The 25,992-nt window shown below is 36.8% G+C and carries 25 protein-coding genes; 17 read left to right on the top strand and 8 right to left on the bottom strand.

Annotated elements, in window-relative coordinates; translation table 11 throughout:
- Positions 1-29: 29 nt before the first annotated feature.
- The 3 genes from LQ201_RS03595 to LQ201_RS03585 form a co-directional block, all read right to left on the bottom strand.
- Positions 30-1,052: a rod shape-determining protein gene (locus tag LQ201_RS03595; protein ID WP_010601761.1), complete on the bottom strand. Its 1,023-nt coding sequence runs from the start codon at positions 1,050-1,052 to the stop codon at positions 30-32.
- Positions 1,053-1,283: 231 nt separating this feature from the next.
- Positions 1,284-2,810, bottom strand: a complete 1,527-nt coding sequence (purH, locus tag LQ201_RS03590; RefSeq protein WP_230145384.1) for a bifunctional phosphoribosylaminoimidazolecarboxamide formyltransferase/IMP cyclohydrolase — start codon at positions 2,808-2,810, stop codon at positions 1,284-1,286.
- A gap of 193 nt (positions 2,811-3,003) precedes the next feature.
- On the bottom strand, positions 3,004-3,375 hold the full coding sequence (locus tag LQ201_RS03585; protein WP_230145383.1) for a helix-turn-helix domain-containing protein: 372 nt from the start codon (positions 3,373-3,375) through the stop codon (positions 3,004-3,006).
- A 28-nt stretch (positions 3,376-3,403) separates the two neighbouring features.
- Here LQ201_RS03585 and LQ201_RS03580 point away from each other — a divergent pair, with 28 nt between their 5' ends.
- Entirely contained in the window at positions 3,404-4,861 is a 1,458-nt protein-coding gene (locus LQ201_RS03580; protein ID WP_371823031.1) for an MFS transporter, read from the top strand.
- A 33-nt stretch (positions 4,862-4,894) separates the two neighbouring features.
- On the opposite strand, the gene purN is transcribed toward LQ201_RS03580, so the two are convergent.
- Complete coding sequence (gene purN / locus LQ201_RS03575; RefSeq protein ID WP_057932500.1) at positions 4,895-5,473, bottom strand: phosphoribosylglycinamide formyltransferase; 579 nt, start codon at positions 5,471-5,473, stop codon at positions 4,895-4,897.
- A 242-nt stretch (positions 5,474-5,715) separates the two neighbouring features.
- Here purN and rpsT point away from each other — a divergent pair, with 242 nt between their 5' ends.
- From rpsT to LQ201_RS03500, 15 genes are all read left to right on the top strand, one after another.
- Positions 5,716-5,970, top strand: coding sequence for a 30S ribosomal protein S20 (gene rpsT / locus LQ201_RS03570; protein WP_029277289.1), 255 nt, complete (start codon positions 5,716-5,718; stop codon positions 5,968-5,970).
- Between the two features lie 71 nt (positions 5,971-6,041).
- Positions 6,042-6,740 (top strand): DNA repair protein RadC, encoded by a 699-nt coding sequence (gene radC, locus LQ201_RS03565; protein ID WP_029277287.1) that lies wholly within the window; start codon positions 6,042-6,044, stop codon positions 6,738-6,740.
- Between the two features lie 107 nt (positions 6,741-6,847).
- Complete coding sequence (locus tag LQ201_RS03560; protein WP_230145381.1) at positions 6,848-7,684, top strand: endonuclease/exonuclease/phosphatase family protein; 837 nt, start codon at positions 6,848-6,850, stop codon at positions 7,682-7,684.
- Between the two features lie 3 nt (positions 7,685-7,687).
- Complete coding sequence (locus tag LQ201_RS03555) at positions 7,688-8,446, top strand: prolipoprotein diacylglyceryl transferase (protein ID WP_230145380.1); 759 nt, start codon at positions 7,688-7,690, stop codon at positions 8,444-8,446.
- A 5-nt stretch (positions 8,447-8,451) separates the two neighbouring features.
- Entirely contained in the window at positions 8,452-9,846 is a 1,395-nt protein-coding gene (locus tag LQ201_RS03550) for a radical SAM protein (protein ID WP_230145379.1), read from the top strand.
- Between the two features lies 1 nt (position 9,847).
- Positions 9,848-10,042, top strand: a complete 195-nt coding sequence (locus LQ201_RS03545; RefSeq protein WP_215129284.1) for a hypothetical protein — start codon at positions 9,848-9,850, stop codon at positions 10,040-10,042.
- A gap of 9 nt (positions 10,043-10,051) precedes the next feature.
- A complete protein-coding gene (locus LQ201_RS03540; protein WP_230145378.1) occupies positions 10,052-10,246 on the top strand; it encodes a hypothetical protein in 195 nt (64 codons plus the stop codon).
- Between the two features lie 134 nt (positions 10,247-10,380).
- Positions 10,381-12,780 (top strand): phenylalanine--tRNA ligase subunit beta, encoded by a 2,400-nt coding sequence (gene pheT, locus LQ201_RS03535; RefSeq protein ID WP_230145377.1) that lies wholly within the window; start codon positions 10,381-10,383, stop codon positions 12,778-12,780.
- A 31-nt stretch (positions 12,781-12,811) separates the two neighbouring features.
- The gene (locus LQ201_RS03530; RefSeq protein ID WP_230145376.1) at positions 12,812-13,102 is read left to right on the top strand and encodes a hypothetical protein; all 291 of its coding nucleotides are present in this window, start codon (positions 12,812-12,814) and stop codon (positions 13,100-13,102) included.
- Between the two features lie 33 nt (positions 13,103-13,135).
- A complete protein-coding gene (locus LQ201_RS03525) occupies positions 13,136-13,426 on the top strand; it encodes a cell division protein ZapA (RefSeq protein WP_029277272.1) in 291 nt (96 codons plus the stop codon).
- A gap of 302 nt (positions 13,427-13,728) precedes the next feature.
- Positions 13,729-15,300, top strand: a complete 1,572-nt coding sequence (gene rny, locus LQ201_RS03520; RefSeq protein WP_029277270.1) for a ribonuclease Y — start codon at positions 13,729-13,731, stop codon at positions 15,298-15,300.
- Between the two features lie 136 nt (positions 15,301-15,436).
- Positions 15,437-15,952, top strand: a complete 516-nt coding sequence (locus tag LQ201_RS03515) for a DUF962 domain-containing protein (protein ID WP_230145375.1) — start codon at positions 15,437-15,439, stop codon at positions 15,950-15,952.
- Positions 15,953-16,063: 111 nt separating this feature from the next.
- A complete protein-coding gene (locus LQ201_RS03510; protein ID WP_230145374.1) occupies positions 16,064-18,856 on the top strand; it encodes a TonB-dependent receptor in 2,793 nt (930 codons plus the stop codon).
- 78 nt (positions 18,857-18,934) lie between these two features.
- Positions 18,935-20,299, top strand: a complete 1,365-nt coding sequence (locus LQ201_RS03505; RefSeq protein ID WP_230145373.1) for a hypothetical protein — start codon at positions 18,935-18,937, stop codon at positions 20,297-20,299.
- A 173-nt stretch (positions 20,300-20,472) separates the two neighbouring features.
- A complete protein-coding gene (locus LQ201_RS03500; protein ID WP_230143473.1) occupies positions 20,473-22,104 on the top strand; it encodes a hypothetical protein in 1,632 nt (543 codons plus the stop codon).
- A gap of 603 nt (positions 22,105-22,707) precedes the next feature.
- Here the strand turns inward: LQ201_RS03500 and LQ201_RS03495 are convergent.
- Positions 22,708-23,013: a hypothetical protein gene (locus LQ201_RS03495; RefSeq protein WP_230143475.1), complete on the bottom strand. Its 306-nt coding sequence runs from the start codon at positions 23,011-23,013 to the stop codon at positions 22,708-22,710.
- 148 nt (positions 23,014-23,161) lie between these two features.
- On the opposite strand from LQ201_RS03495, the gene LQ201_RS03490 reads away from it, so the two are divergent.
- Entirely contained in the window at positions 23,162-23,314 is a 153-nt protein-coding gene (locus tag LQ201_RS03490; RefSeq protein ID WP_230143477.1) for a hypothetical protein, read from the top strand.
- On the opposite strand, the gene LQ201_RS03485 is transcribed toward LQ201_RS03490, so the two are convergent.
- The 3 genes from LQ201_RS03485 to LQ201_RS03475 form a co-directional block, all read right to left on the bottom strand.
- Positions 23,311-23,586 carry a hypothetical protein gene (locus LQ201_RS03485; RefSeq protein ID WP_230143479.1) on the bottom strand — a complete coding sequence of 92 codons (276 nt, stop codon included), beginning with the start codon at positions 23,584-23,586 and terminating at the stop codon, positions 23,311-23,313. The genes LQ201_RS03490 and LQ201_RS03485 overlap by 4 nt on opposite strands.
- 116 nt (positions 23,587-23,702) lie before the next feature.
- The gene (locus tag LQ201_RS03480; RefSeq protein WP_371823030.1) at positions 23,703-24,881 is read right to left on the bottom strand and encodes a hypothetical protein; all 1,179 of its coding nucleotides are present in this window, start codon (positions 24,879-24,881) and stop codon (positions 23,703-23,705) included.
- 154 nt (positions 24,882-25,035) lie between these two features.
- Positions 25,036-25,842, bottom strand: a complete 807-nt coding sequence (locus LQ201_RS03475; protein WP_230143483.1) for a lysophospholipid acyltransferase family protein — start codon at positions 25,840-25,842, stop codon at positions 25,036-25,038.
- Between the last annotated feature and the right edge of the window lie 150 nt (positions 25,843-25,992).

The raw sequence follows: 25,992 nt of genomic DNA, 5'->3' as shown, positions 1-25,992 counted from the left end.
GCTCACAACCCCAAACCCCAAGCTAAATGTTATTGCATTAAGAATTTATATCCGCCAATGTTTTTAAGGGCGATGCCAGTTCCACGAACTACTGCACGAAGCGGATCTTCTGCAACGTGAACGGGTAATTTGGTTTTAGCAGCTACACGCTTATCTAAACCTCTTAACAATGCACCACCACCGGTTAAATAGATACCAGTTTGGTAAATATCTGCTGAAAGCTCCGGAGGCGTAATCTCTAAAGCTTTTAAAATTGCTTCTTCAATTTTAGAGATCGATTTATCTAAACAGTGCGCAATTTCGGTATAAGAAACTGTAATCTGTTTAGGTACACCGGTCATTAAATCGCGACCTTGAACTGCGAAATCAGCAGGAGCATCCTGTAATTCAGGCAAAGCTGCGCCAACTTCAATTTTAATTTTTTCAGCAGTACGATCACCAATCATAATGTTGTGCTGACGGCGGATGTAGTTTACAATATCAGAGTCGAAGTTATCTCCCGCAACGCGGATAGATTGATCGCACACGATACCTGATAAAGCGATAACCGCAATTTCTGTCGTACCGCCACCTATATCGATAATCATGTTACCCATTGGCTCTTCTACATCAATTCCGATACCTACAGCTGCTGCCATTGGCTCATGAATTAAGTATACTTCTTTTGCACCGGCAATTTCAGCTGAATCGCGCACTGCACGTTTTTCTACTTCAGTAATACCAGATGGAATACAGATTACCATACGTAAAGATGGGAACATCCATCCTTTACCGCCATTAAGCATACGGATCATGCCTTTAATCATCGCTTCAGCAGCGTTGAAATCGGCAATCACACCGTCTTTTAATGGACGAACGGTTTTAATATTATCGTGGGTTTTACCCTCCATTTGCATTGCCTGACGACCTATAGCAATGACTTTGTTTGTAGTACGATCGAAAGCAACGATAGATGGCTCATCTACAACTACTTTGTCGTTATGTATAATCAGGGTATTCGCAGTGCCTAAATCGATGGCAACTTCTTGCGTAAACCAATTAAATAATCCCATGTATAAGGTATGTTTTCTTTATTTTATCAAATCTATACTATTCCTAATGTAAAAATAGCTTTTTTATTGTTTTAAGTTTTATTTTCTTTAGTTATTAAATTGTTTTTAAGGCAATTAAAATGTTCAGAAAATAAAGAGCTAAAAGACCAAAGCTAAAAGACTAAAGTTTTATGCCATTAGGCTTTATAAGAATCTTCACTTTAAGCTTTAGTCTTTCGGCTTTAAGCTTGATTAGTGTTTAAAGTGTCTTACCCCAGTGGTTACCATTGCAATGCCTTTTTCATTTGCTTTAGCAACAGAATCAGCATCTTTAATCGATCCACCTGGTTGCAGAACAGCTGTAATTCCGGCTTCGGCAGCAATTTCAACACAATCAGGGAAAGGGAAGAAAGCATCAGAAGCCATAGCAGCACCTTTAACACTGAATCCGAAAGCCGCTGCTTTTTCAATCGCTTGTCTTAAAGCGTCAACACGTGAAGTTTGGCCAACGCCGCTTGCAATTAAAACATCATCCTTAACCAAAACAATGGTGTTCGATTTAGTATGTTTTACAATTTTGTTAGCGAAGAATAAATCTTTTAACTCTTGTGCCGTTGGTGCTTTATCGGTTACGGTTGTCATTTGTTCAGGACCTTCGATAATTAAATCTTTATCCTGCTCAATTACACCGTTTAATAAGGTTTTAAATTGTTTTTTGCTCAACTCAACCTCGTTACGTTGTAAAATAACGCGGTTTTTCTTTTTGCTGAATAACTCAATTGCTTCTGCTTGGTAAGAAGGTGCAATTAATACTTCGAAAAACAGGTTGTTGATTTCTTGAGCCGTTTCTAAATCTACCGCAACATTGGTAATCAATACACCACCAAAGGCAGAAACCGGATCACAGGCCAATGCATCAATCCAGGCTTGTTTAACAGTAGGGCGGGAAGCAATACCACAAGCGTTTGTATGTTTTAAGATTGCAAAAGTTGGATCTTCAAATTCGTCGATCAACGCAACAGCTGCATCTACATCTACCAAATTGTTATAAGAAAGTTCTTTACCGTTCAATTTGGTAAACATCGCATCTAAATCGCCATAGAATACACCACCTTGATGAGGGTTTTCGCCATAACGCAAAGTTTTAGCTTCTGTTACGCTTTGTTTGAAAACATCAAGAGGCTCTTCTGTATTGAAGTAATTGAAAATTGCAGTATCGTAGTGCGAAGAAGTGTGGAACGCTGTTTTAGCGAATGATTTACGTTGTGCTAAAGTAGTTTCACCATTTTGGGCTTCTAATTGGGCTTGTAAAGTAGGGTAGTCGTTTTTCGATGCGATAATCACCACATCGTTGAAGTTTTTCGCAGCTGCACGGATTAAGGAAATACCACCAATATCAATTTTCTCGATAATTTCTTCTGGTGTTCCGCCTGCTTTTACGGTTTCTTCAAAAGGGTATAAGTCAACAATAACCAAATCAATTTCAGGGATTTCATATTCAGCAATCTGCTCCTGATCTCCCGCTAACGCTCTACGGTTTAAAATTCCACCAAATACTTTCGGATGTAAAGTTTTAACACGTCCGCCTAAAATAGATGGATAACCTGTTAAATCTTCAACCGCCGTAACCGGAAGATTTAAATCTTTGATGAATTGTTCTGTTCCACCGGTAGAAAATAACTGTACCCCTTGCGCGGCCAACAATTTTACCAATGGCTCCAAACCATCTTTATAATATACTGAGATTAAAGCGTTTTTGATTTTAATGGATTGACTCATTCTACTGAAAATTTTGAGCCGCAAAGGTAGTAAAACAGAGGCATTTATTTAGGTGCAGAATCCAATAAAAATGAAATTAATTATATATTTTTCTTTGTGGGGTATTTTTTCTTTTCCAGCTGCATTTTTGAGCTTTATTTATAGGGATAATACAGGTGCTAAATGGGAGTGCCGGGTTACTTTATATGTGTTGCTATTTGTTTGCCTGGAAGGTGTTCCACCAATCTTCTAAAACGTCTATTACAGGAAGGAGGGTTTTGCCTACACTGGTTAGTTTATACTCTACGCGTGGCGGAGATTCTGCAAAAGCTTCGCGGAGGATAAGGCCATCCCGTTCCATTTCTTTAAGCTGTGTAGTTAGCGTGCCCTGGCTTAAGAAATTCATCTCTCGCTTAAGCTCGCCGAACCGCTTAGGGCATTGTGCTGCAATGGCTTTAATGAGCATAATTTTCCATTTGCCCCCAATTACCTTAAATACACCTGTCAATGGGGAGTCATTTAAAAATAAATCCTGATTCTCTCCATTTGTAACTGCTTTATACTCATTATTGGTACTGTTTTGCATACTTGGTACGGTTTATAAGACTACTTGATTGCCCGTAAAGCGTTTTCTTACTTTAAATTTTAAATATAAGAAAAGCAAGGGTATGAAAAAAAATCAAAGGTGGTTCCTGTTGTTAATTGTGTGTTCGGCTATATTTTTATCTGTACTGGATCTGTTCATTGTAAATGTAGCGCTTCCCGTCATCAAAACCGGGATTAAAGGCACCGATGCTGATATACAGTTTGTAATCGTGATGTATATTGTAGGGTATGCTTCCTTCCTTATTACTGGTGGGCGGGCAGGTGAATATTTCGGAAAGAAAAAGGTCTTTTTAACCGGGATGTTGGTTTTTACGATTGCTTCTTTTGTTTGTGGGTTTTCACAATCGGCAACCCAGCTAAACATTGCCAGGTTTATTCAGGGAATAAGTGCTGCTTTTATGGTTCCGCAAGGAATGGCTTTTATCCCTGATTTATTTCCCGATCCTAAGGAAAGAATAAAGGTTCTGGGGGTGTATGGTAGTATTGCCGGCATTGCTTCTGTTGCTGGCCAGTTTTTAGGGGGCTTAATTCCTGACCTGGAAATTATTTCACAAAGCTGGCGTTTAATTTTTTTAATAAACGTGCCCATAGGGATAACTGCTGTTGTCTTGGGCTTTAAATACCTTAAAGAGTTGCAGGTGAAAATCGTTGAGAAATTTGACTTTGCAGGAGGCTTGTTGCTGATGTTAACTTTAACAGCATTTATTTATCCGCTTATCCGCGGGAGGGAATTAAACTGGCCAATGTGGAGCATTTTAATGCTGGCACTATCAGTAGTTTTGCTGCTTGCCTTTATTTATCACCAATGGTTAAGCAAAAGCTTGGGGAAAAATCCTTTGCTCAATATAAAGGTGTTTAAGAATTTTGACTTCAGGATGGGGCTTTTAATTTCCCTGTTTTATTATCTTGTTCAGGATTCCTACTTTTTGATCAATACCGTTTATTTGCAAAACGGGATGGGCATTAGTTCCGTTCATACCGGAATCTACTTTGTTTGCCAGGGAATGGGTTATGTGCTCGCATCTATGTTTTTTGCAAGCCGGGTAACCCGTTATGGTAAATATGTATCACTGTGTGGATCGGTTATTATGATTGTGGCACTCGTTTTTCATGTAATTATTTTTAATTCACCTGATGCCCCTAAATGGCAAATTGCCATTATATTATTTGTTTATGGGATTGGCTGTGGTACAATCCTGCCCTCCTTAATGACTATATCTTTAAAAAGTATTCCCGAAAATATGTTAGGTGCCTCATCGGGCATTTATTTAACATTGCAGCAGATCTCGGTGGCTATAGGAGTTGCGGTTGTTGGAGGTGTTTTCTTTCAGCGGCTGGATAATCCACCGGTATTAACATTGTTTCCGGTTGCTTACCGATGGGCAACATTATTAAATATAGGCTTCCTCATTATTGTAAGTGTTTTATTGGTTTTGACACCAAAAGCAAGCAAACAATCTGTTTAATTAATGTAAGATAAGAATCTCTTATTATAAAGGCTATTTTTTTATCTTTTTAACAATGGTTTCTACAATACGTGGGTAATGCTGGTGTTCGAGCTGCTGACCTTTAAATTTTACCATTTCCAGATTGTCGTTTTTGTCTATTCTGTACCTGGCCTGATAAATATACTCTCCTTCGTCATAGTTTTCATTAACATAATGAATGGTTATTCCGCCTTCAGTTTCGCCGGCGGCCATAACGGCATTGTGTACATGGTCACCGTACATGCCTTTACCGCCAAATTTTGGAAGGATTGCCGGATGGATATTTACAATTCTGCCAGGGTAAGCATGGATCAGGTTTTTAGGGATCAGCCAGAGAAAACCCGCAAGCACAACAAAATCGATTTCAAGATTTTTGAGCAGGTCTATTATTTCGTCGGTTTTATAGAACTCGTTTTTGTCGAAAATATGAGTGGGAATTTCGAAATTATCAGCCCGCTGTAATACATAGGCATCGGCATTGTTGGTTAACACCAAAGATATTTCTATTTCATTACTCCGTTTAAAATGCTCCATCAGTTTTTGGGCATTGGAGCCAGAACCTGATGCAAAGATGGCTATTCGTTTTTTCACTCAAAAATCGTTTTGCCCAAAAATAGTATTTTTAAGCCTGTTTTCTTAATCGAAAGGAAATTTTATTGAATTAAGTTAAAGTATTTATAATGAATAATTTTAACGTATTTTTGCAGTTCGGAAATGGGGTTCAATTTTAATGAAAAAAAAGTTGAAAGTGTTTTGTAATTTAAAAACATTAATCCTATATTTGCAACCCGAATTATAGGAAACGAATAAGAAAAATAAAAGGCTAAATAGAAATGGCAAATCATAAATCTTCATTAAAAAGAATTAGAGCAAACGCAACAAAACGTTTACGTAACAGATATCAGGCAAAAACTACACGTACCTTTATTAAAAGATTACGTGCTGCAGAAGATAAAAAATCTGCATCTGATTTATTGCCTAAAGTAATCTCTATGTTAGATCGTTTAGCTAAAAAGAATATTATCCACAAAAACAAAGCGGCTAATAACAAATCAAAATTAACGAAATTCGTTAACGGTTTAAAATAAGCCAATTTTTTTACGATATTAGTGAGGCATCCTAACCAAAAGTTAGGATGCCTTTTTTTGTCTAAAAAAAAATGGAAAACTACGAACAGAAACTAGGTATAAAGTTATGGGCCGAAGAAGATCGCCCGCGTGAAAAACTTTTATTACATGGCCGAAGACATTTAACAGATGCCGAACTGATTGCTATTTTAATTGGCTCAGGAAGTAAAAATGAAACCGCTGTAGATTTAAGTAAAAGGATTTTATCGTTTTACGATAACAATTTAACAAAACTGGGGAAAGCTTCTATTCTGGAACTTTCCAGGTTTAGAGGTATTGGAGAAGCCAAAGCATTAACTATAATTGCCGCTCTGGAGCTTGGTTTGCGGCGGAAGGAAACTGCTGAGGAGGCCATTACCCATGTTACTACTTCTAACGATGTTTATAAATATTTACATCAAACTTTCGCTAATCTCAATCACGAAGAGTTCTGGATATTACTCCTAAACAGGTCTAACCGGGTAATAGGTAAATTTTTGATCAGTAAAGGGGGACAGGCAGGTACGGTAGCCGATCCGAAAATTATTTTTAAAACAGCTTTAGAAAACAATGCCGCAAATATTGTATTGGCACATAACCATCCTTCAGGAAGTTTAAAGCCAAGTGAGAGCGATGATAAATTAACCAGGAATATGGTTGCTTCAGGAAATTTGCTTAGTCTGTATGTGGTCGATCACCTGATTTTTGCCAATAACCGTTACTATAGTTATCGGGATGAAGATTTAATTTAAAAGATATTTGGTTGTTAAAATACAATTAACGCTAAATTAGTATAATAGCGGCTTAAAATTAAATATTACTGGTTAGCCAGCATTAATTAAATTGTGTAATTATATTTATGAATACTTTAAAAATCATCCCTGTTTTTCTTTTGTTAACCGTTATGGCATTTGCGCAAAAAACGGCAGTCCCAATTAATATTATTACTTACAATATCCGTTTAAATGTAGCATCTGATGGTATTAATGCCTGGCCTAACCGGAAAGATGATGTTAAAGCCCTGGTGAAATTTCATGATGCTGATATTCTTTGTGTACAGGAAGCCTTACCTGAACAGTTTGATGCGCTTTTGGAGAATTCCAATTTCGATGTAGTGGGTGTTGGCCGTGAAGATGGTAAAAGAAAGGGTGAGTTTTCTGCCGTTTATTTTGATAAAAACAGGTTCACTAAAAAGGATGGCGGAACTTTCTGGTTGTCAGAAACACCAGATGTTCCATCAAAAGGTTGGGATGCTGCACTTAACCGGATATGCAGCTGGGTTAAATTGTACGATAAGCAGAATAAAAAAGAGTTTATCGTTTTTAACACACATTACGATCATATCGGTGTTCGGGCGAGGATCGAATCTGCTAAATTGCTTAAACGTAAAATACAGCAGATTGCACCAACGCTACCGGTTGTTTTTACCGGCGACTTAAACGTAACACCAGAAACAGAAGCCATTGCCACTATAAAAACATTTCTTATCGATGCAAAAGATGTTTCTGTAGAGCCTCCATATGGCCCCACAGGGACTTTTAATGCTTTTGATTTTAACAGTGACCTGAAAAACAGGATCGACTACATTTTTGTAAACAAAGGATTTAAGGTGCAGAAATTCGCTGTATTAACTGATAGTAAGGATAAAAGGTATTATTCTGACCATTTACCTGTTTTTTGCAGACTTTGGTTTTAATAAATGCTGTTAAAATCGCTGTTTCCCTTTCAATTCGAATTTTTTGGTAACCTATACCATTATCACTATATTTTCGAAACACTGGCATTTATAATTGGTGTGAGGTTGTATTATTTCTATAAAAAAGGAATTAAAGACCCGATATCTGACGAAAACAGACTGTGGATTATGCTGGGCGCTATGCTTGGAGCATTAATTGGCTCGCGTGTAATTGCTGTGCTCGAAACGCCCGAAGTACTTCGCCACCTTAGTTTTTCAGTTCTTTATCAAAGTAAAACCATTGTTGGCGGTTTGCTTGGCGGTTTGTTCGGTGTTGAATTGATGAAAAAGATAATAGGTGTGAATATCGCCTCTGGAGATGTCTACGTTATCCCGATTTTGGTTGCCCTTATTATTGGCCGTATCGGTTGCTTTTCCATGGGCATCGACGAGCCAACCTACGGCATCCCTACCCATTTTTTTACAGGTATGGATTTGGGCGATGGCATATTGCGGCATCCCATCATGCTCTACGAAATGGTTTACCTCGTACTTTTGATTTTTTTGTTCAATGGCTTGAAAAATAAGACATTGATTAATGGAGACCGTTTTAAATTGTTTATGATGTTATATTTCCTGTTCCGTTTTTGGGTAGAATTTATAAAACCTTACCATTCATTATTTTTAAATTTAAGCAGCATTCATTGGTCTGCATTGTTTATTTTTATTTATTATTATAGATTCATCATCAGAATTTCGAAACAGATTTTACATAAACAGTAAACATTATGGCCAATACCAGAGATTATATATACTACGATTATACCAAAAGTCTTTGTCCCGAATGTTTACAGCTTTGTGATGCGAAAATTGTTTTTCAGGATGCTAAGGTATTTATGCTGAAAAATTGCAGAACGCATGGCGATAGCAAAGTAATGATTGCCGATGATGTAGAATATTACAAACAGATCAGGAATTACAATAAACAATCGGAAATGCCGCTTAAGTTTAATACTAAAGTGCACTACGGTTGCCCTTACGATTGCGGTTTGTGTACCGATCATGAACAACATTCGTGTTTAACCGTAATAGAGGTTACCGATCGTTGCAACCTGGCCTGTCCAACATGTTATGCCATGTCGTCGCCAAATTATGGCAGGCACCGTACGCTGGAAGAAATAGAACGGATGATGGATGTTGTTGTGGCAAACGAAGGTGAACCCGATGTGGTTCAGCTTTCAGGTGGAGAACCAACCGTACATCCCGATTTTTTTAAGATTTTAGACCTTGCCAAAACAAAACCCATTAAACATTTAATGGTGAATACGAATGGTATCAGGATTGCAAAAGATATTGGCTTTGTAGAAAAATTAGCCAGCTATATGCCCGACTTTGAAATTTACCTGCAGTTTGATAGTTTCAGCGCCGAAGTATTAACCAAGCTAAGGGGAGAAGACCTTACTGAAGTAAGAAGAAAAGCCATCGATCACCTCAACCAGTTTAATGTATCTACTACTTTGGTGGTTACTTTGCAAAATGGCCTTAACGATCATGAAATTGGCGATATTTTAGATTATGCGCTTAAACAGAAATGTGTTCGCGGTGTTACTTTCCAGCCTACTCAGGTTGCCGGAAGAAATGATGATTATAACGATCAACAGGGAAGAATCACCCTAACTGAGGTGCGCAGAAAAATTTATGAGCAATACCCTGTTTTTACCCCTCAGGATTTAATCCCTGTGCCATGCAACCCCGATGCCCTGTGTATGGCCTATGCATTAAAAATCGGCGATGAGGTGATCCCGATGACACATCTGATCAATCCGGAAGATTTACTCAACAATTCAAAAAACACCATCGTTTTCGAACACGATGAAAAATTGAAAGAACACATGCTGAATTTGTTTAGTACGGGTGTTTCGGTAGATTGTGCCGAAGATACCTTTGGCGAATTGATGTGTTGCCTGCCAAGGGTAAAATCGGATAGTTTAAGTTATGATAATTTATTTCGGATTATCATTATGAATTTTATGGACCCGCTGGATTTTGATGTACGCGCTGTTAAAAAATCCTGTGTACATATTGTGAGTGATAAATATAAAATGGTACCCTTCGAAACCATGAATATTTTTTACCGCGACAACAAAATAGATCTGATCAGGGAAAAATTAAATATGAACTAACATGGAAGGTTTATTCGGATTATTTATTGTTTATTGTCTTACTGCAGTTGTACTCTTTGTTGTGGGGATTATTCAGATTATTATCAAATCATCAAGGAACGAGCCTGTAAAATCTGGGTTAAAATTGCTTATCATTTCGGTAATTATGATGGTGATAGGTTTTGGTGCCTGTGCGGTGTTGCTCTTTAACAGTTAAATATCGGCTATGGGACTTTTTATTGTATATTGGGTAGTTGTCGCATTGTTGTTTGTAATTGGTATCATTCAGATCATCGTAAAAGCTGCAAATAACCAACCCGTTAAACCCGGCCTTAAACTGGTTATTGCATCTGTTATAATGTTGGTAATAGGAGCAGGAGCATGTGCAGTAATTCTATCCAATTTAAATATTAGCCATTAGTCATTTTTATTGTGTCAAGATTGCGGGTTTAACTTTCTCCTTTGACCTTTAAATAATATCTTTGCGTTTTATAGAAATAGAGTATCAGTCGAGATTTGTCTTGATACCTGATACTCACTACCTGATACTCCAAAATGAAAATATCATATAACTGGTTAAAACAATTCGTACAGATCGATAAAACACCTCAAGAGCTTTCGTTAATTCTTACCAATGTTGGCTTAGAAGTAGAAGGTGTAGAAAAAGTGCAGCCTGTTGTGGGCGGTTTAGAGGGCTTGGTTATCGGCGAAGTATTAACCTGTGTTCAGCATCCCAATGCCGATCGTTTACGCATTACTACGGTAAACGTGGGTGGTAAAGAAAACCTTCAGATTGTTTGCGGTGCCCCAAATGTAGGTGCTGGCCAAAAAGTGGTGGTAGCTACCGTAGGTACAACCGTATATCCTTTAGAGGGCGAGCCATTTAAAATAAAAGAATCAAAAATAAGGGGAGAACTTTCTCAGGGAATGATCTGTGCTGAAGATGAAATCGGTTTAGGTAAATCGCATGATGGGATTATGATCCTTGCCGATGATACCGAAATTGGAATCCGTGCAAAAGACCATTTCAAAATGGATGATGATTTTGTTTTCGAAATCGGATTAACACCAAACCGTGCTGATGCGGCTTCGCATTTAGGTGTGGCGAGAGATTTGGCTGCTTACTTCAGAAGCGAATATGAAATGCCTGATCTTTTAGCTTTTAAAACAGATAATGAAAATCTGGTAATTCCGGTAGAAGTAGAAGATTTAGCCGCTTGTCCGCGTTATAGCAGCCTAACCCTTTCTGGCGTTACCGTAAAAGAATCGCCAGAGTGGTTAAAAGATAAATTAAAGGTAATTGGATTACGTCCCATCAATAATGTGGTTGATATTACCAATTATGTGCTTCATGGTTTAGGACAGCCTTTACATGCTTTCGATGCCGACAAAATTACCGGCGGAAAAGTAATCGTGAAAAAAGTAGCTGAAGGAACGCCTTTTGTAACCCTTGATGATGTTGAACGTAAACTCAGTGCAGATGATTTAATGATCTGCAATACCGAAACACCAATGTGTATTGCCGGTGTTTTCGGTGGAAAATCTTCGGGAGTTGATGCCAACACCAAAAATATTTTCTTGGAAAGTGCTTATTTTAATTCGGTTTCTGTACGTAAAACTTCAAAAAGACATGGCTTAAAAACCGATGCCTCTTTCCGTTACGAGCGTGGTACCGATCCGGAGATTACGGTTACAGCTTTAAAATATGCAGCATTATTAATTAAAGAACTTGCTGGCGGGGAAATCTCCTCATCAGTTTCTGATATTTATCCAAGTCATATCAAGCCGTTCGAGTTTGAAGTAAGTTATACCAATATCAATAAATTAATTGGTTCAAACATTCCATCAGCCGAAATTAAACACATTATTACCGCTTTGGGTATTGCGGCAACCAATACCTCTGAAGATACTTTGGCTTTAAGAGTGCCATCGTTTAAAGTTGATGTAACCCGCGAATGTGATATTACAGAAGAGGTATTGCGTATTTACGGTTATAACAATATCGAAATCCCTTCAAAGGTAAATGCATCGCTTTCTTACAGCATTAAGCCTGAAAAAGAAAATACACACAACGTAATTGCAGATATGCTTACCTCAAACGGTTATGCAGAAATTATGTGCAACTCGTTAACTAAGTCGGCTTATTCGAAAAATCTAGACGAAGCTGTATTTATTTTAAATCCATTAAGCAGCGATTTAAATGTAATGCGCCAACATTTATTGATGCCTGCATTAGAAAGTGTAGCTTACAACCAGAACCGTAAAAATGCTGATGTTAAGTTTTATGAATTCGGTAAAACCTATCATTTAATTAATGAGCAGTATGTAGAGCGCTCAAGGTTATTATTGTTGATCTCGGGTGCCAAACAGAGCGAGCAATGGAACCACAATGCTAAATCGGCTACCTTTTATAACTTAAAATCGGCAGTTGATGCCATTATAAGCCGTTTGGGCATTGCAAGCTATCAAACCGATACCCTAAACGACGAAAATTTTGCTTACGGGATTAAATACTTCCGTGGAGATAAGACCCTGGTGAGTTTTGGCGCCGTTTCAAAAGCCGACCGTAAAGTAGCCGATGTAAGTGCGGAGGTTTTTTATGCTGATTTTGATTGGGCGGCCTTGTTGGATATTGTAAGGAAAAATAAAATCGTTAACAAAGAGGTTTCTAAGTACCCGCAAGTGCGTAGAGATTTATCTTTATTGATCGATCAGGCGGTAACTTTCAATACTTTAAAAGGCATTGCTTTCAAAACTGATAAAAAGCTGATCAAAGAGGTTGGTGTGTTCGATGTGTATGTAGGTGATAAATTACCTGAAGGCAAAAAATCATATGCCTTGAACTTCATTTTGCAGGATGAGGAACAAACCTTAACCGATAAGCAGATTGAAAACACCATGCAGAAATTAATCGCGAATTTAACGGCACAAGCTGGTGCAGAAATTAGGAAATAAAATATAAATTCGTATTTTTAGAAATAAATTCATGACTTCTGTTGCAGATCAATTAGATAAGGTATTACAAAAAACGGCTCAGGTATTAGAGCTATGTAATGCGCTACAGGAAGAAAATGATTTATTAAAGCTTGAAAATCAATCGTTAAAAGTAGCACTCGATACTGCGAAAAGCAAAAATGTAGAACTTGATGAAAAATTAAGGGTTACAAAATTGGCTAAAAGTATAGAGGGAACAAGCGAAAAATCGCTTGACATTAAACAAAAAATTAACGATTTTGTGCGGGAGATTGATAAAAGTATTGCGTTATTAAAAAAATAATGATGCAGAGAAATCAGAAACTAAGCTAAACAAATGGGAGAAATCTCGATTAAAATAACCATTTCCGACCGTATTTATCCACTAAAGGTGAATATGGAAGAGGAAGAAATTGTGAGACGGGCAGCAAAAATGATCAATGAGCGCATAAAAGATTATCAGGATAATTATGCGGTTAGAGATAAGCAGGATCTTCTTTCTATGGCAGTGTTACACTATGCAACAGCCGTATTAAGAACAGAAAATAAAGTACAAAATCAGGATACTGCTGTTGCCGATAAAGTTGAAGAATTGGATGTTTTACTCAGTAATTTCTTTTCAAAATAAGGTTCGTTCTTTCAAAGTATACGTCACGCTGAACTTGCTTCAGAGCTTGTTTTAAGAAGATCCTGAAATAAATTCAGGATGACGCATGCTTTAAATATATTAGCATAAAAACATAGCCGCGGCTAGTTTTTGAGTTTCAAATTTTATAAAACTTAACACTTCAATATCTATAGGGTTAAGAGGGCGTATTTCATCTGCTATGGCACCTGAAAATGGCTTAAACCCTAATTATGCTTAGTTGAGGTTTAAAATGTATGAGACTTTAAAAATTAGTTGCGGTTTTTTTTTACTTAAAAAACAAAATGGAAATAGTTGAAATATTAGGATACGTATTTGCCGTAATAGCGGGTATTGCTATCGGAGTGGTGGTAGGAAGATTCCTCCTGCGTAACTTGCTTAAACAGCAGGAAGTTGCCGCACAGAACAAAGTGAAAAAGATTTTAAAAGATGCAGAAAACAATGCAGAGATCTTAAAAAAGAATAAACTTTTAGAAGCAAAAGAAAAGTTTTTGCAAATGAAAGCGGAGCATGAGCAAGAAGTAAATGCCAAAAACAATAACATTAACCAACGCGAAAATACCATGAAGCAGAAAGAGCAATCGGTAAACCAGCGCATGGAAAATTTCAATAAAAAAGAACAAGAACTCGATAAGCAAAAAAGTGTTTTAGAAAAGCAAACCGAAATTGCGATTAAAAAGCAAGAAGAAGTTGAAGTGCTTAAAAACCAACACCTAAAACAATTAGAAACCATTGCTGGTCTGTCTGCCGAAGAAGCTAAAGAGCAATTGGTAGAAAATCTGAAACAAGAAGCCCGTACACAGGCAATGATGCAGGTGAAGGATATTGTTGATGAGGCAAAGTTAACGGCGAGCAAAGAAGCTAAAAAGGTAGTCATCCAAACCATTCAGCGTACTGCTACCGAAGCTGCAATTGAAAATTCGGTTTCTATTTTTCATATCGAAAGCGATGAGATTAAAGGCCGTGTTATTGGTAGAGAGGGTAGAAACATCCGTGCTTTAGAAGCTGCTACTGGTATTGAGATTATTGTTGATGATACACCAGAAGCAATTATTTTATCAGGTTTCGATCCGGTAAGAAGAGAAATTGCCCGTTTGGCTTTACACCGTTTGGTAACAGATGGTCGTATCCACCCGGCTCGTATTGAGGAAATTGTAGCGAAAACCAAAAAACAGATCGAAGACGAAATTGTAGAGATTGGTGAGCGTACTGTGATCGACTTAGGTATCCATGGTTTACACCCTGAGTTAATCCGTATGGTTGGCCGTATGCGTTACCGTTCATCTTACGGACAAAACTTGTTACATCACTCTCGTGAGGTAGCTAATTTCTGTGCGACGATGGCTGCCGAATTAGGCTTAAATGCTAAAATGGCTAAACGTGCAGGTTTATTACACGATATAGGTAAAGTGCCTGATGATAACCCTGAATTGCCACACGCAATTTTAGGTATGCAATTGGCCGAGAAATATAAAGAGCACCCTGAAATCTGTAATGCTATTGGTGCTCACCATGATGAAATTGAGATGACTTCAATGATCTCTCCAATCGTACAGGCTTGTGATGCAATCTCTGGTGCGCGTCCAGGTGCACGTCGTGAGGTGGTAGAAAGTTATATCAAACGCCTTAAAGATTTAGAAGAACTGGCTTTATCTTATCCTGGCGTAGAAAAAACGTTTGCAATTCAGGCTGGTAGAGAATTACGTGTGATTGTAGAAAGTGAACGTATTACTGATGCACAGGCAGAACTTTTAGCTGCAGATATTTCAACCCGTATTCAAACTGAAATGACCTATCCAGGACAGATTAAGGTTACTGTAATCAGAGAAACCCGTTCTGTAGCATTTGCGAAATAGATTAAATCGTCATCCTGAACTTGTTTCAGGATCTTAATAACAGAAAAGGTGCTGAACTGAATTCAGCATGACGAGTGGTCTAATAAACAAAATATTAAGCGATGGATATTCCATCGCTTTTTTTTATTTTTACATAATGAGCAAGCAAACCATAACAATCGAACCAAAGCGGCCAGTAGATGTACTTTTTGATAAGTATGCCGAAAGCCACCAAAATCCAACAAACAAGCTGGTGCACTGGATCTGTGTTCCGTTAATTGTATTCAGCTTACTGGGTTTGATCTGGCAGATCCCTTTTCCGCATATCGGTTTTTTAGGTAGCTACAACGGTTTCTTTAACTGGGCATCTTTTCTATTGGCATTTAGCTTGTATTATTACTTTACACTTTCGCCAGTTTTGTTTTTTTTGATGATCTGGGTAGTGGGTTTAATGAGTTACATCATCGTTAAAATTGAGCAGGCGGTAGGCTTAGGTAGTGGAACGGCTTATACCATTTATGCAGCAATATTTGTTGCGGCCTGGATTGGTCAGTTTATTGGTCATAAAATTGAAGGAAAGAAACCCTCATTTCTGGATGATGTTAAGTTCTTGTTAATAGGTCCGATCTGGTTATTGCACTTCATTTGCAAAAAAGTGGGTATTCGTTACTGATTCTAAAAGTGCTTAACGTTTAGTTAACCTTAAGGTAAAGTAATATTAATTAATATCTAACCTGCAGTTAACACTGTGGTAATACTTTTGCCCTTATCAAATAAAGGCAAATTGGACTTACTAAACTCTTTTAAAAGAGCGGCACTCACAGTGTTCGCTTTAACGATCAGCATACTTGCGTATGCACAAACAGGAAAAATTTCTGGAACAGTTACTGATAAAAAAACCGGTGAAACCTTAATTGGAGTAACGGTTAAAATAGCTGGGACCACCAAAGGTGTTTCTACCGATATAGAAGGAAGGTACGCTATTGGTGGATTAACTGCAGGAAAATATACCTTGAATTTATCTTATGTAGGTTACATATCTAAGAATGTAAGTGACATTCAGGTTTCAGGTAATCAGTCAACTATTGTAAACTTAATTTTAGAAGAAGCTGGTGGGGCTAATTTAGGTGATGTAACAATCACAGCCTCAGTTAAACAAGAATCTGTGAATTCTTTGTATGCTTCACAAAAAAATAGCACTCGTATCTCAAGTGGTATAACTGCTGATCAAATTAGAAAATCTCCCGATAAAAATACTTCTGAAGTTTTAAAAAGGGTAAGTGGCGCTAGTATTCAAGACGGAAAGTTTCTAGTTATTAGAGGTTTATCTGATCGTTATAATGTTGCGTTAATCAATAATTCTTTGTTACCCAGTACGGAGCCTGATAAACGAGCATTCTCTTTTGATATCATACCTTCTAATATGATTGATAAGATCGTGATTAACAAAACCGCAACCCCCGATTTACCAGGAGATTTTGCTGGCGGTGTTACGCAAGTGGTCACGAAAGACATACCTGACAGTAAATTCATCAACTTTGCTGTTTCAACAGGATATAATACCCAATCGACTTTTAAAGATTTTTATTCGAACGAAAGGAACAGTACTGACTTTTTAGGGTTTGATGATGGAACCAGGAGTTTGCCGACAAATTTTCCTAGTACCAGAGGTGTGTATAATGGAGGGTCGACAAACCTTAGGATAGCCAATTCGAAATTGTTTCCTAATCTTTATGCTGAAAGAAAATATACCGCTTTACCTATGCAGAACTACCAGTTTACATGGGGGAATGTTGCCAAATTTAAAAACGAAGGCACCTTTGGAAGTATAATTTCACTAAACTATAGGAGAGAGCAAAACCAAAGAATTGCAGAACGTGAAGCTTTTGATGGTATCAACTTTATAAATAAATATCAAGATTTAAATTATAGATACAATGTAGCTTTGGGTGGACTTGCTAACTTTTCATATAAAATTAGAAGGAATAAAATTTCATTAAAAAACTTATTTAATCAATCATTCGAAGATAGTTACATAAACAGAAAAGGGTTTATAAATCAAAATACTGATATCAGATATACCTCTTCAGAGGTAAATCAAAAATCACTATTAAGTTCTCAATTAGAGGGCGAGCATCAGTTGGGTGAGAAAAACATTAAGCTAGAATGGAATTTAAACTATGCTTTAATTAAAAGAGAACAGCCAGATTTACGGACAATTATGTATGGTAGTATTCAAAATTCGAACTCACCATTTAGTTTAATTGATGATAATACCAAAAGATTTTTCTCTGACTTAAACGAAAATAATTATGGTGGTAGTGCATCATTAAGCATGCCTGTTAATCTTTTCAGCAAAAAAGGCACATTCAAATTTGGCGGGTTAAAACAAGTAAGGGATAGAGATTTTAATGCTAGAATTTTCCTGTATACTCCAGCTAGCTCTAGTGAATTCGATGCAAATAAATTAATTCTTCCAAAAGAAAGCATATTCAGTACAAATAATATCTCCAGAGATGGATTTGTGCTGGATGAGATCACTAACAATCAAGATAGTTATACAGGGAAAACAGATTTAAATGCAGGTTACTTGATGTTAGATCAAGCACTTGCTGAAAAAGTGCGTTTAATTTTAGGAGCAAGAGTTGAAGGTTATAAACAAACCATTGATGCCCTGAATAGTACAGGACAAAAAAGATCTTATGAGAAAGACTTTTTTGATGTACTTCCCTCATTAAATTTGACATATAGTTTAAATGAAAAGTCTAATTTCAGGCTTTCTGGTTCAAGAACTATAACCAGACCAGAATTAAGAGAATTGGCGCCTTTCGTATTCGTCAATCAGGAAGAAGGTGTTCAAATTGGTGGAAACCCTGATCTAGTAAGAAGTCAAAATACCAATGCAGATATTCGGTATGAATATTATCCTTCTCCAGGTGAGGCATTTACTTTCTCCGTTTTTTATAAAAATTTCCAGAATCCGATTGAACAAGTCACAGATGGTTCCTCCACAGCTGATAATTTAAAATTTAGTTATCAAAATGCAGATAAAGCTTATACATATGGGTTTGAGTTAGATGTTCGCAAGAAGCTGAATTTCTTGTCAGGCGCCAGTTGGTTAGAAAACTTTATCGCTTTTGCAAACTTTACCTATTTAAAATCAGAAGTACAATCGAGCATCCCGGGTTTCCAAACCAGACAACTACAAGGTCTGTCTCCATTTTTGATCAATGCAGGTTTACAGTACAACTCACTGGAAACCGGTTTATCAATAAGCACACTATATAATAGAATAGGAGATAGAATAGGAAAAGTAGGTAATGAATCCGTTCCTAATATTTATGAAAAAGGTCGTGATGTATTTGATTTTCAGATCTCTAAAAAAGTGTTAAAAAATAAAGGTGAAATTAAATTGAATGTTTCTGATATTCTCAATCAATCAAATATATCATATTTAAACTTCGGGCCAAATAACAAAACATACAATAGAGCTGATGATGCTGTCTACTACAGTTATAAGAGTGGTACAAATTTCACACTAGGCTTTAGTTATAACATAGATTTTAAAAATAAATAATTAATTAACAATAACTTAATCTGTGCTTTGCTTTGTGTTAAAAGTATCCAGGTTAATTTGCTTAAACAAAATTTGAACATGAAAAATTTTAAAGTATTATTGGCATCGTTATCAATTTTAGCTGTAACAATGTCCGCTTGTAAGAAAAACGATGGCGACCCGATAGTAGAGGAGCCGGCTGCGCCAGAAACAATACCTAGTAACGTAACTGCAAATAAAACACTTACTTCAGATAGAGTGTGGATACTGAAAGGTGAGACCCATGTGCAAAGCGGTGCGGTTCTTACTGTTGAAGCTGGAACCGTTATTAAAAGTGATGTGACTTCAAAAGGAGCTTTAGTGATAGATAAAGGAGCCAGAATTGAAGCGGTAGGTACAGTAGATAAACCTATTGTATTTACTTCTGGTAGAGCAGCAGGTGATAGAAATCCAGGTGACTGGGCAGGTATTACAATTATCGGTAATGCGCCTACTAACAGAACTTCAGTATCTAATGTTGAGGGTGGTGTATCGGGTACTTTTGGTTTAGGTACAGTAGTAAACGATAACTCGGGTACAATAAAATATGTACGTATTGAATATGCTGGTATTGCCTTTAGCGCTAACAGTGAGGTAAATGCACTTAGTTTATATGCGGTAGGAAACGGAACAACCCTAGATCATATTCAGGTATCATACGCAAAAGATGATGCTTTTGAATTCTTTGGTGGAACTGTTAACGGAAAGTATTTAATAGCTTATGGTACATCTGATGATGATTTCGACTTTGATTTCGGTTACTCTGGAAAAATCCAGTTTGCTGTAAGTTATAAATTGGCTAATTATTTTGATGCTGCCGATCAAAGTAATGGCATCGAATGTGATAATGAGGCAACTATTCCAACAACTGGTCCATCAACCCCAAGAACCAAACCGGTATTATCTAACTTCACGTTTGTTGGTACCAATGGTAGCGATAACGCCGCCTCTACAAATAACTTTGCTGCACGTTTCAGAAGAGCTGCTCAGTTTGCATTAAACAACTCAATTTTATTAGGATATAAAGCTGCTGGTTTCTCGATTGAGTCTTCACAAACTGCTACTGATTATGTTTCTGGAGCTGCTACATTTAAAAATAATTTAGTGCATGCGGTAGCTAATCCATATCAATCTTTTGATGCAAGTGCACAAGGCGTAATTACATCCGCTGCAATCAAAACAAAGGCAGAAACAGAGGGTAACGTAACTCTAGCAGCTGTTACAGATGCAGGTTTAAAAGCCCCATTAACCGCTACTGCTCCAGACTTAATTCCTAATGCTGGTTCTGCTGCTTTAGCTGGAACATGGGTAAGCCCAGATGGATCTTCATTCTTCACGGCTGTGACTTACAGAGGTGCTTTCAGTGCAACTGATAACTGGACAACTGGCTGGACAAACTTTAACCCAGGTGCTAAAGTTTACTAGGATATAGTTAAAATATAAAAAAAGGCCTGTGTCACATGACACAGGCCTTTTTTTATATTGCAATTTATATGTATTACATTGATGTATTTAAAATTATCAAAAAAAGAATTATTTAACATACAACTTAATGATTAGTTAATATATGTTTAATATTTATCATATATTTTTAATTAATGAAAAAAATTAAAATTAAGGCGCTCAAGATTGCAATAGTTGCAATAATCTTGCCAGCAGTATTAGTATGCTGTAAGAAAGAAAATAACTCTCCATTAGAGCCTACTACTTTAAAAATACCAAATAAAATGGCAGCTATTCCAACTCATGTTTTTGATTGGGAAACTGCTGATTACATGCCTACACCGGCGGGTTCTCCTCCTATCTTGGTGCCTTGGGCATCTGGAAGTAATCAATTATTCCCTAACGAAATTGCTTTTGATTATAAAAAGGCTGATGGTTGGAATCTAATCTATAATACGTTTAGCCCTACGCAATTAACATCTCCCAATTTTTTTGCACTTTACAATAAATATAGAGGAATAATACGTTTTTATCTGTATTTACCTCCTGGAAGCCCATACGCATCTTCATACTTTAGTGATGGATTAGGTATATCTGGCGGATATCCGTCTTCAATAATGAATTTTTCTAAAGAGATTATTGATCCTGAAAATGTAATAAAATCTGTAACAAAAATTCAAAATTATCAAATACTCTCGACAGGTGCATGGTATGCTTGTCAGTATGAGTTAGCTTATGATCGCTATATTGCAAATGCCAATCATGAGAATCTCAACTTTGTTTGGAATGTATCTTCAACTAATTTGTCGCAAGTTATGTTAAATGGAACATCAAATGGAACTTTAACAGGTACTGTCGGTACTGCAGGATCTGGTGGCTTTAATCTTGGGAGTTTATTGGGAAATTTAGGCAATACAGCAATTCATGTGGCTGGTTTCCAAGGGGTAAAAGCACTAAATCTGCCTAAATCAAAAGTCTTTGGGACAGATGTAACGAAGTCTATAGAAGATGGCATTAAAGGAGGCTTAAGTGGTGCGGTTAAAGGTTTTTTTAGTGCCATATTGGGAGGCACAGCAACCAGCCCTCAGGTTGTTGATTTAAAATTACAAGTAGAAACTAATTTAACGGGGTCTATAACTAACAATACCGGTATTCTAAGCACTACTTTGGCCATGCCAGGATCAGCTAATGCTAATTCCGTAGGATATATTCCTAGTTATAACAAAATTTTAGGTGCTTTTGATTTTTCAGTAGCTCCAATTTTGTTTGTAGCGAATCAAAAGGTGCCAATTAACGAGTTTCCTGGTACGGAAATAAAGTACATAGATGATTATAGCGTAGCTTATCATCATGGCCTCCTTAATGAGTTTAGGCCAATAACCAATCCAGAGGTTACCAATGATGGAACAACAGTTAAAGTTACCAGAATTGACGTACTTGTTCCTTACAAACAAAAATATGCAAATTATGGTCGTCCTTCTGAAAAAACAACAATAGGGTCATTTGTGGATAGGACTGGTCCAGATTACCCAATGCCAGAAAGTTACGGGAAAGAAATCATTGGAGAAGAGCTTTATGCTTATGGTAGTAGCTCGAATGTTGGGACAGCAAAAAATATTTTATTTAAGGTTCAGCATCGTCAGGATTATAGTATCGGAACAGCTTACTATAATGTTACCAATCTTGATGGTATACGCATTCGTTATACAATATTGATTACTCCTGCTAATGGTTCTCAGCCTATCACGATTATAAAGACGGTTAAGCCAACAATAGAATTAGTTTAAAATTGATTACCCACTCATTATACCAAGTCATCCCCAAGGTAACTTTTGCCATAGCTAATATTCGCGAATCCTTTACCTTTTAGGTAATAAATTAGGTAACGCCAGGGTAAAGAAAAGGTAACCGTGGGGTAACCCTAGGGTTAACTTGGTGTACAGAAAGGGTAAACAAGTGGTAAACAAAGGGTAAAGAATAGGTAGAGAAAGGTAAACAAGGGGGTGGAGGAAGGTAAACAACATTTTTCCTATCCTATATAAACAAGTTTACAATCAGAAAGAACATTCCTGTTAATTGTTTATATAATTTTGATTTTACGGAATATTGTTACAGGATGGTAAGCAGTTTTGGTAACTCTCCACAATAAGAATGGTCATGTGGCACCTCTGGTCCTTTAGAATGCAGGTTGGTTGGTTGGTTGGTTTAGAATGAGTGGGAGAGTGGGCACGGCAAATGGTTACTTTTAATTAAGTACCAGCTGATCAAAAATGTAGATCTATAAAAAAAAGCAGGGTAATTTCCATTAGAAAATTGCCCTGCTTTTTTTTAAACTGGTATCCGCTATAGAAAAGCTTTTTATGACCGTATTCGATTAACTAAACTTCAATTTACTCGATAACTGGCTCTTTTTTTACTGCTTTCTTTTCTACAGCAGGTTTAGCAGCTTTTGCCTTTGGAGTTGCAGGAGTAACTTGCTCTTCTTTGATATATGGCGTTATAGAATCATCTTGAATATTGAAAGTGACTTTTTTAGTTAATTGCTTTGCAAATTTTTCGATTACTTTATCGGCTTTTTTGGCTTTGCCATACTGGATAACAAGTTCGTTAAATGCAAGGGCTAATTTCGACTCTAATTCTTTGCGTAGTTTTTTGCTTGTCGAATGACTTTTCGACTTGGATTTGTTCTTTTTCATCTAAAACTTATGGGTTTTCCCAAAGATAGAGAATCAGAAAGTTAAATTAATATTATGATTATGTTAACACGTAGCTAGCTGCTTAACATATAAAATATTTCTTATAACTTAGGTTAAATCACATAGGTTGAAATTTAATCGAACGAATATGAATTATCCAGTATTAATCGGTGTTGCGGTTCTGGTCATCATTTTAATTGCCTACCTGGTCAAAAGGAACCAAAAAGACAAAAAGGAATTTGAAGAAGAGGTAATCCAGTCTGAACTTCCGCCTGAGAAAGATGATAAAGAAAACATTTAGAAAGTATGTCCTGGTGCAATTTCTCCGCCCAGATCTAGGGTACTCTGGAAACCTTCCAGGTATTGAAGTAAATGCCGTTCAGCATTTGCGTAAGAAGTAAATGTTGATGCCGGTTCATAAGCATCAGAATCAGTTTTGCTTTTGTAAAATGAACTGATTTTGAAAACGAAAACTTTGCCATCGTTAATCGGCGACATAATTCTAGCCTTTATAGCGTGACCGTTCACCTCAACAAAAAATTCCTTTAAAACGGTATAGATAATAGCAGACATGGACAAGGTTTTAAATTTAACTCAATATGAGAAATCTAAATTACCTTAAATAGCTAATGAATCAACCTGTTATTGATAAAATAACGATTTTTTAACATTAATTTAATACGAAGGGCTTATTTCTTAGGCTCATATGCATACACCACTTCGTATTTACTGTTCTTGAAATTTGAAGAAAGTTGTCCGATTTTTAGATTCTGAGCCTGGGGTGTAGGCTCGCAGTACGAATACTTTTTGCCTTTATAAGTAATCGCTTCGCCAACTGGTTTGTCAAACTGAACAGCAATAGTTAAATGTTTAGGATATAGTAAGGCGATCATCGGCAGGTTATATATTTCCTTTACCAAATAGAAAAATAGGGCGGCCCGGTCATCGCAATCGCTGTAGGTACTTAATAAGGTTTGTTCAGGCGAGAAACGTTTTTCCTTGCCAAAATTTTCACCGTCATCTTCATATAAAAAACCATAACGGGTAAATCTCATCAGGTAATCGACACCTTTTTTCTGATCCATGCCTTTTAGGTTTTCTTTCAGAGTCGGGATAAGAGAGCTATACGTTTCCCGGCTTAAAGGAATATTAAAATAACTCTCAAAATCGACTACCGGATAGTTTTTGAAAATGGTTTGTATATCTTCATTAACTTTTAGCTTAAAATGATGGATTTTTTGACGGTAGCTAAATTCGATATCTTTTTCCTGATAACTTTCTGGTTTAAAATCGGGCATTCGGGTAACCTTATAAGAGAAAGGATTTTTAGCCTCTGGAATTAAAATTTTAACAGGCTTATAAGCATCGGCCTGTTTAAACAGTTTGCCATAATCGTGGTAATTAAGGCACATAAACTTTTTGTCGTCAATCATGAAAAACGGAATATCGCTGATATCCTCTTCATTTCTTACATAAAAGATAACCTGATCATTGCCAACAGCTAGCCGTGCATCGTAACCACATTTACTCAGTAAAAACCATTTGTATAAAGTGTAGGCGAAATAATTATCTGCCTTCGGACTAATCTGTTCGGCTGTTTTTCGGATCAGCTGGTAATAAATCCAGTCGTTTAAATTATATTTTTTCTGGTATTTTTCTAAAGACGAAATAAGAGCTGCGTACTGGCCAGAAGAGATGCGGCTGTAAAAGTTTGAAACAGCTGATGTAGTTGCTGTTTTTGGTATTGGAAAAACGACTGAAGAATCTACACTAAAGTTGAAAGTTCCATCATAAAAATCAAAAGAATAATTCTGTCCCTTCGAGATGACGGTATTCATCACGAGGCAAACGAACAAAATGGTCTTCAAAATATATGTATAACTCCCTCTTTTCAAACCGCTCCATATTTGGTTACATTAAATTTACTTATTATTAACACAAAAGCAACAATTTCTTTATGTCAACAATAAGGTTGGTGCTTAACGGGAAATTAACATTGTATTTTCATGAATCCGGGTCGGGTTATTTTTTTAGGGCATAGAGTCCCTTTCTTAAATATTTTAAGAGTGAGGTATTACAATTTTTACAGGCTATTTCTTCCAAATGGATGGGTTTGCCTATACTGATTTTTAACTGGTGACCATTTTTATTAAATAACTCTGAAATCAGCTTTGCTGTTTGTAACGAAGGGTGTATAAATTTCAGCAAGCTAAAAAAGATGCCATTATTGCCATGAAAATACACTGGTAGGATGGGTACATTGGCTTTAGAGATGATTTTTCCAACCACGGGATGCCATTCACGGTCGGTAATCTGATTTTTTCTGAATTTATAAGAAGAAACTTCGCCTGCTGGAAAAATGGCAACAGGACTGCCATCTTTTAAAACTTTTAAAGTGGTTTTTAATCCGCTAATACTTGATGAATCCTGAACTTTTTCGAACGGATTTACCGCGATAATACATTTCTCAAGATTTGGGATTTTCTTTAACAGAAAATTTCCCATAAACATCGTATCGGGTCGGCGATCGGCAAGTGTACTTAATAATGCCAATGATTCTATAGCACCATAGGGGTGGTTTGCAATCGCAATAAATGCGCCTTCTTTTGGAATGTTGGCTAAATCTTCATCATTGATCTGAATCGTAACGCCCAGGACATCCAGAATATGATTGGCAAATTTTTCTCCTTCTAAGGTATTCGCATCTCTAATAATTCCATTGAAGTCGTTAATCTTCAAGAACCTCATTAAAAAGGAAGCAAGGCCGGGGATTGGAATGTTACAAATGCCGGTTGCCTTTGAAAAATTCTCTTTAGAAATGACTGTCATAATTATAGTTCAAAATTGATTCCATTAGGGAACCAACTTGATAAATGATTTTTTATTTGAGCTAAATATAAGGGCGGGAAACATTCGGTTCTTGCGAAGAAGAATGTTTATCATAGCTCATACAGAGTACCTAAAGATAATGCAATAATA

The sequence above is a fragment of the Pedobacter sp. Bi126 genome (genome assembly GCF_918698245.1).
Taxonomy (GTDB): domain Bacteria; phylum Bacteroidota; class Bacteroidia; order Sphingobacteriales; family Sphingobacteriaceae; genus Pedobacter.
The sequence above is the reverse complement of the archived record's forward strand: the minus strand, read 5'-3'. Positions and strand labels throughout refer to the sequence as shown.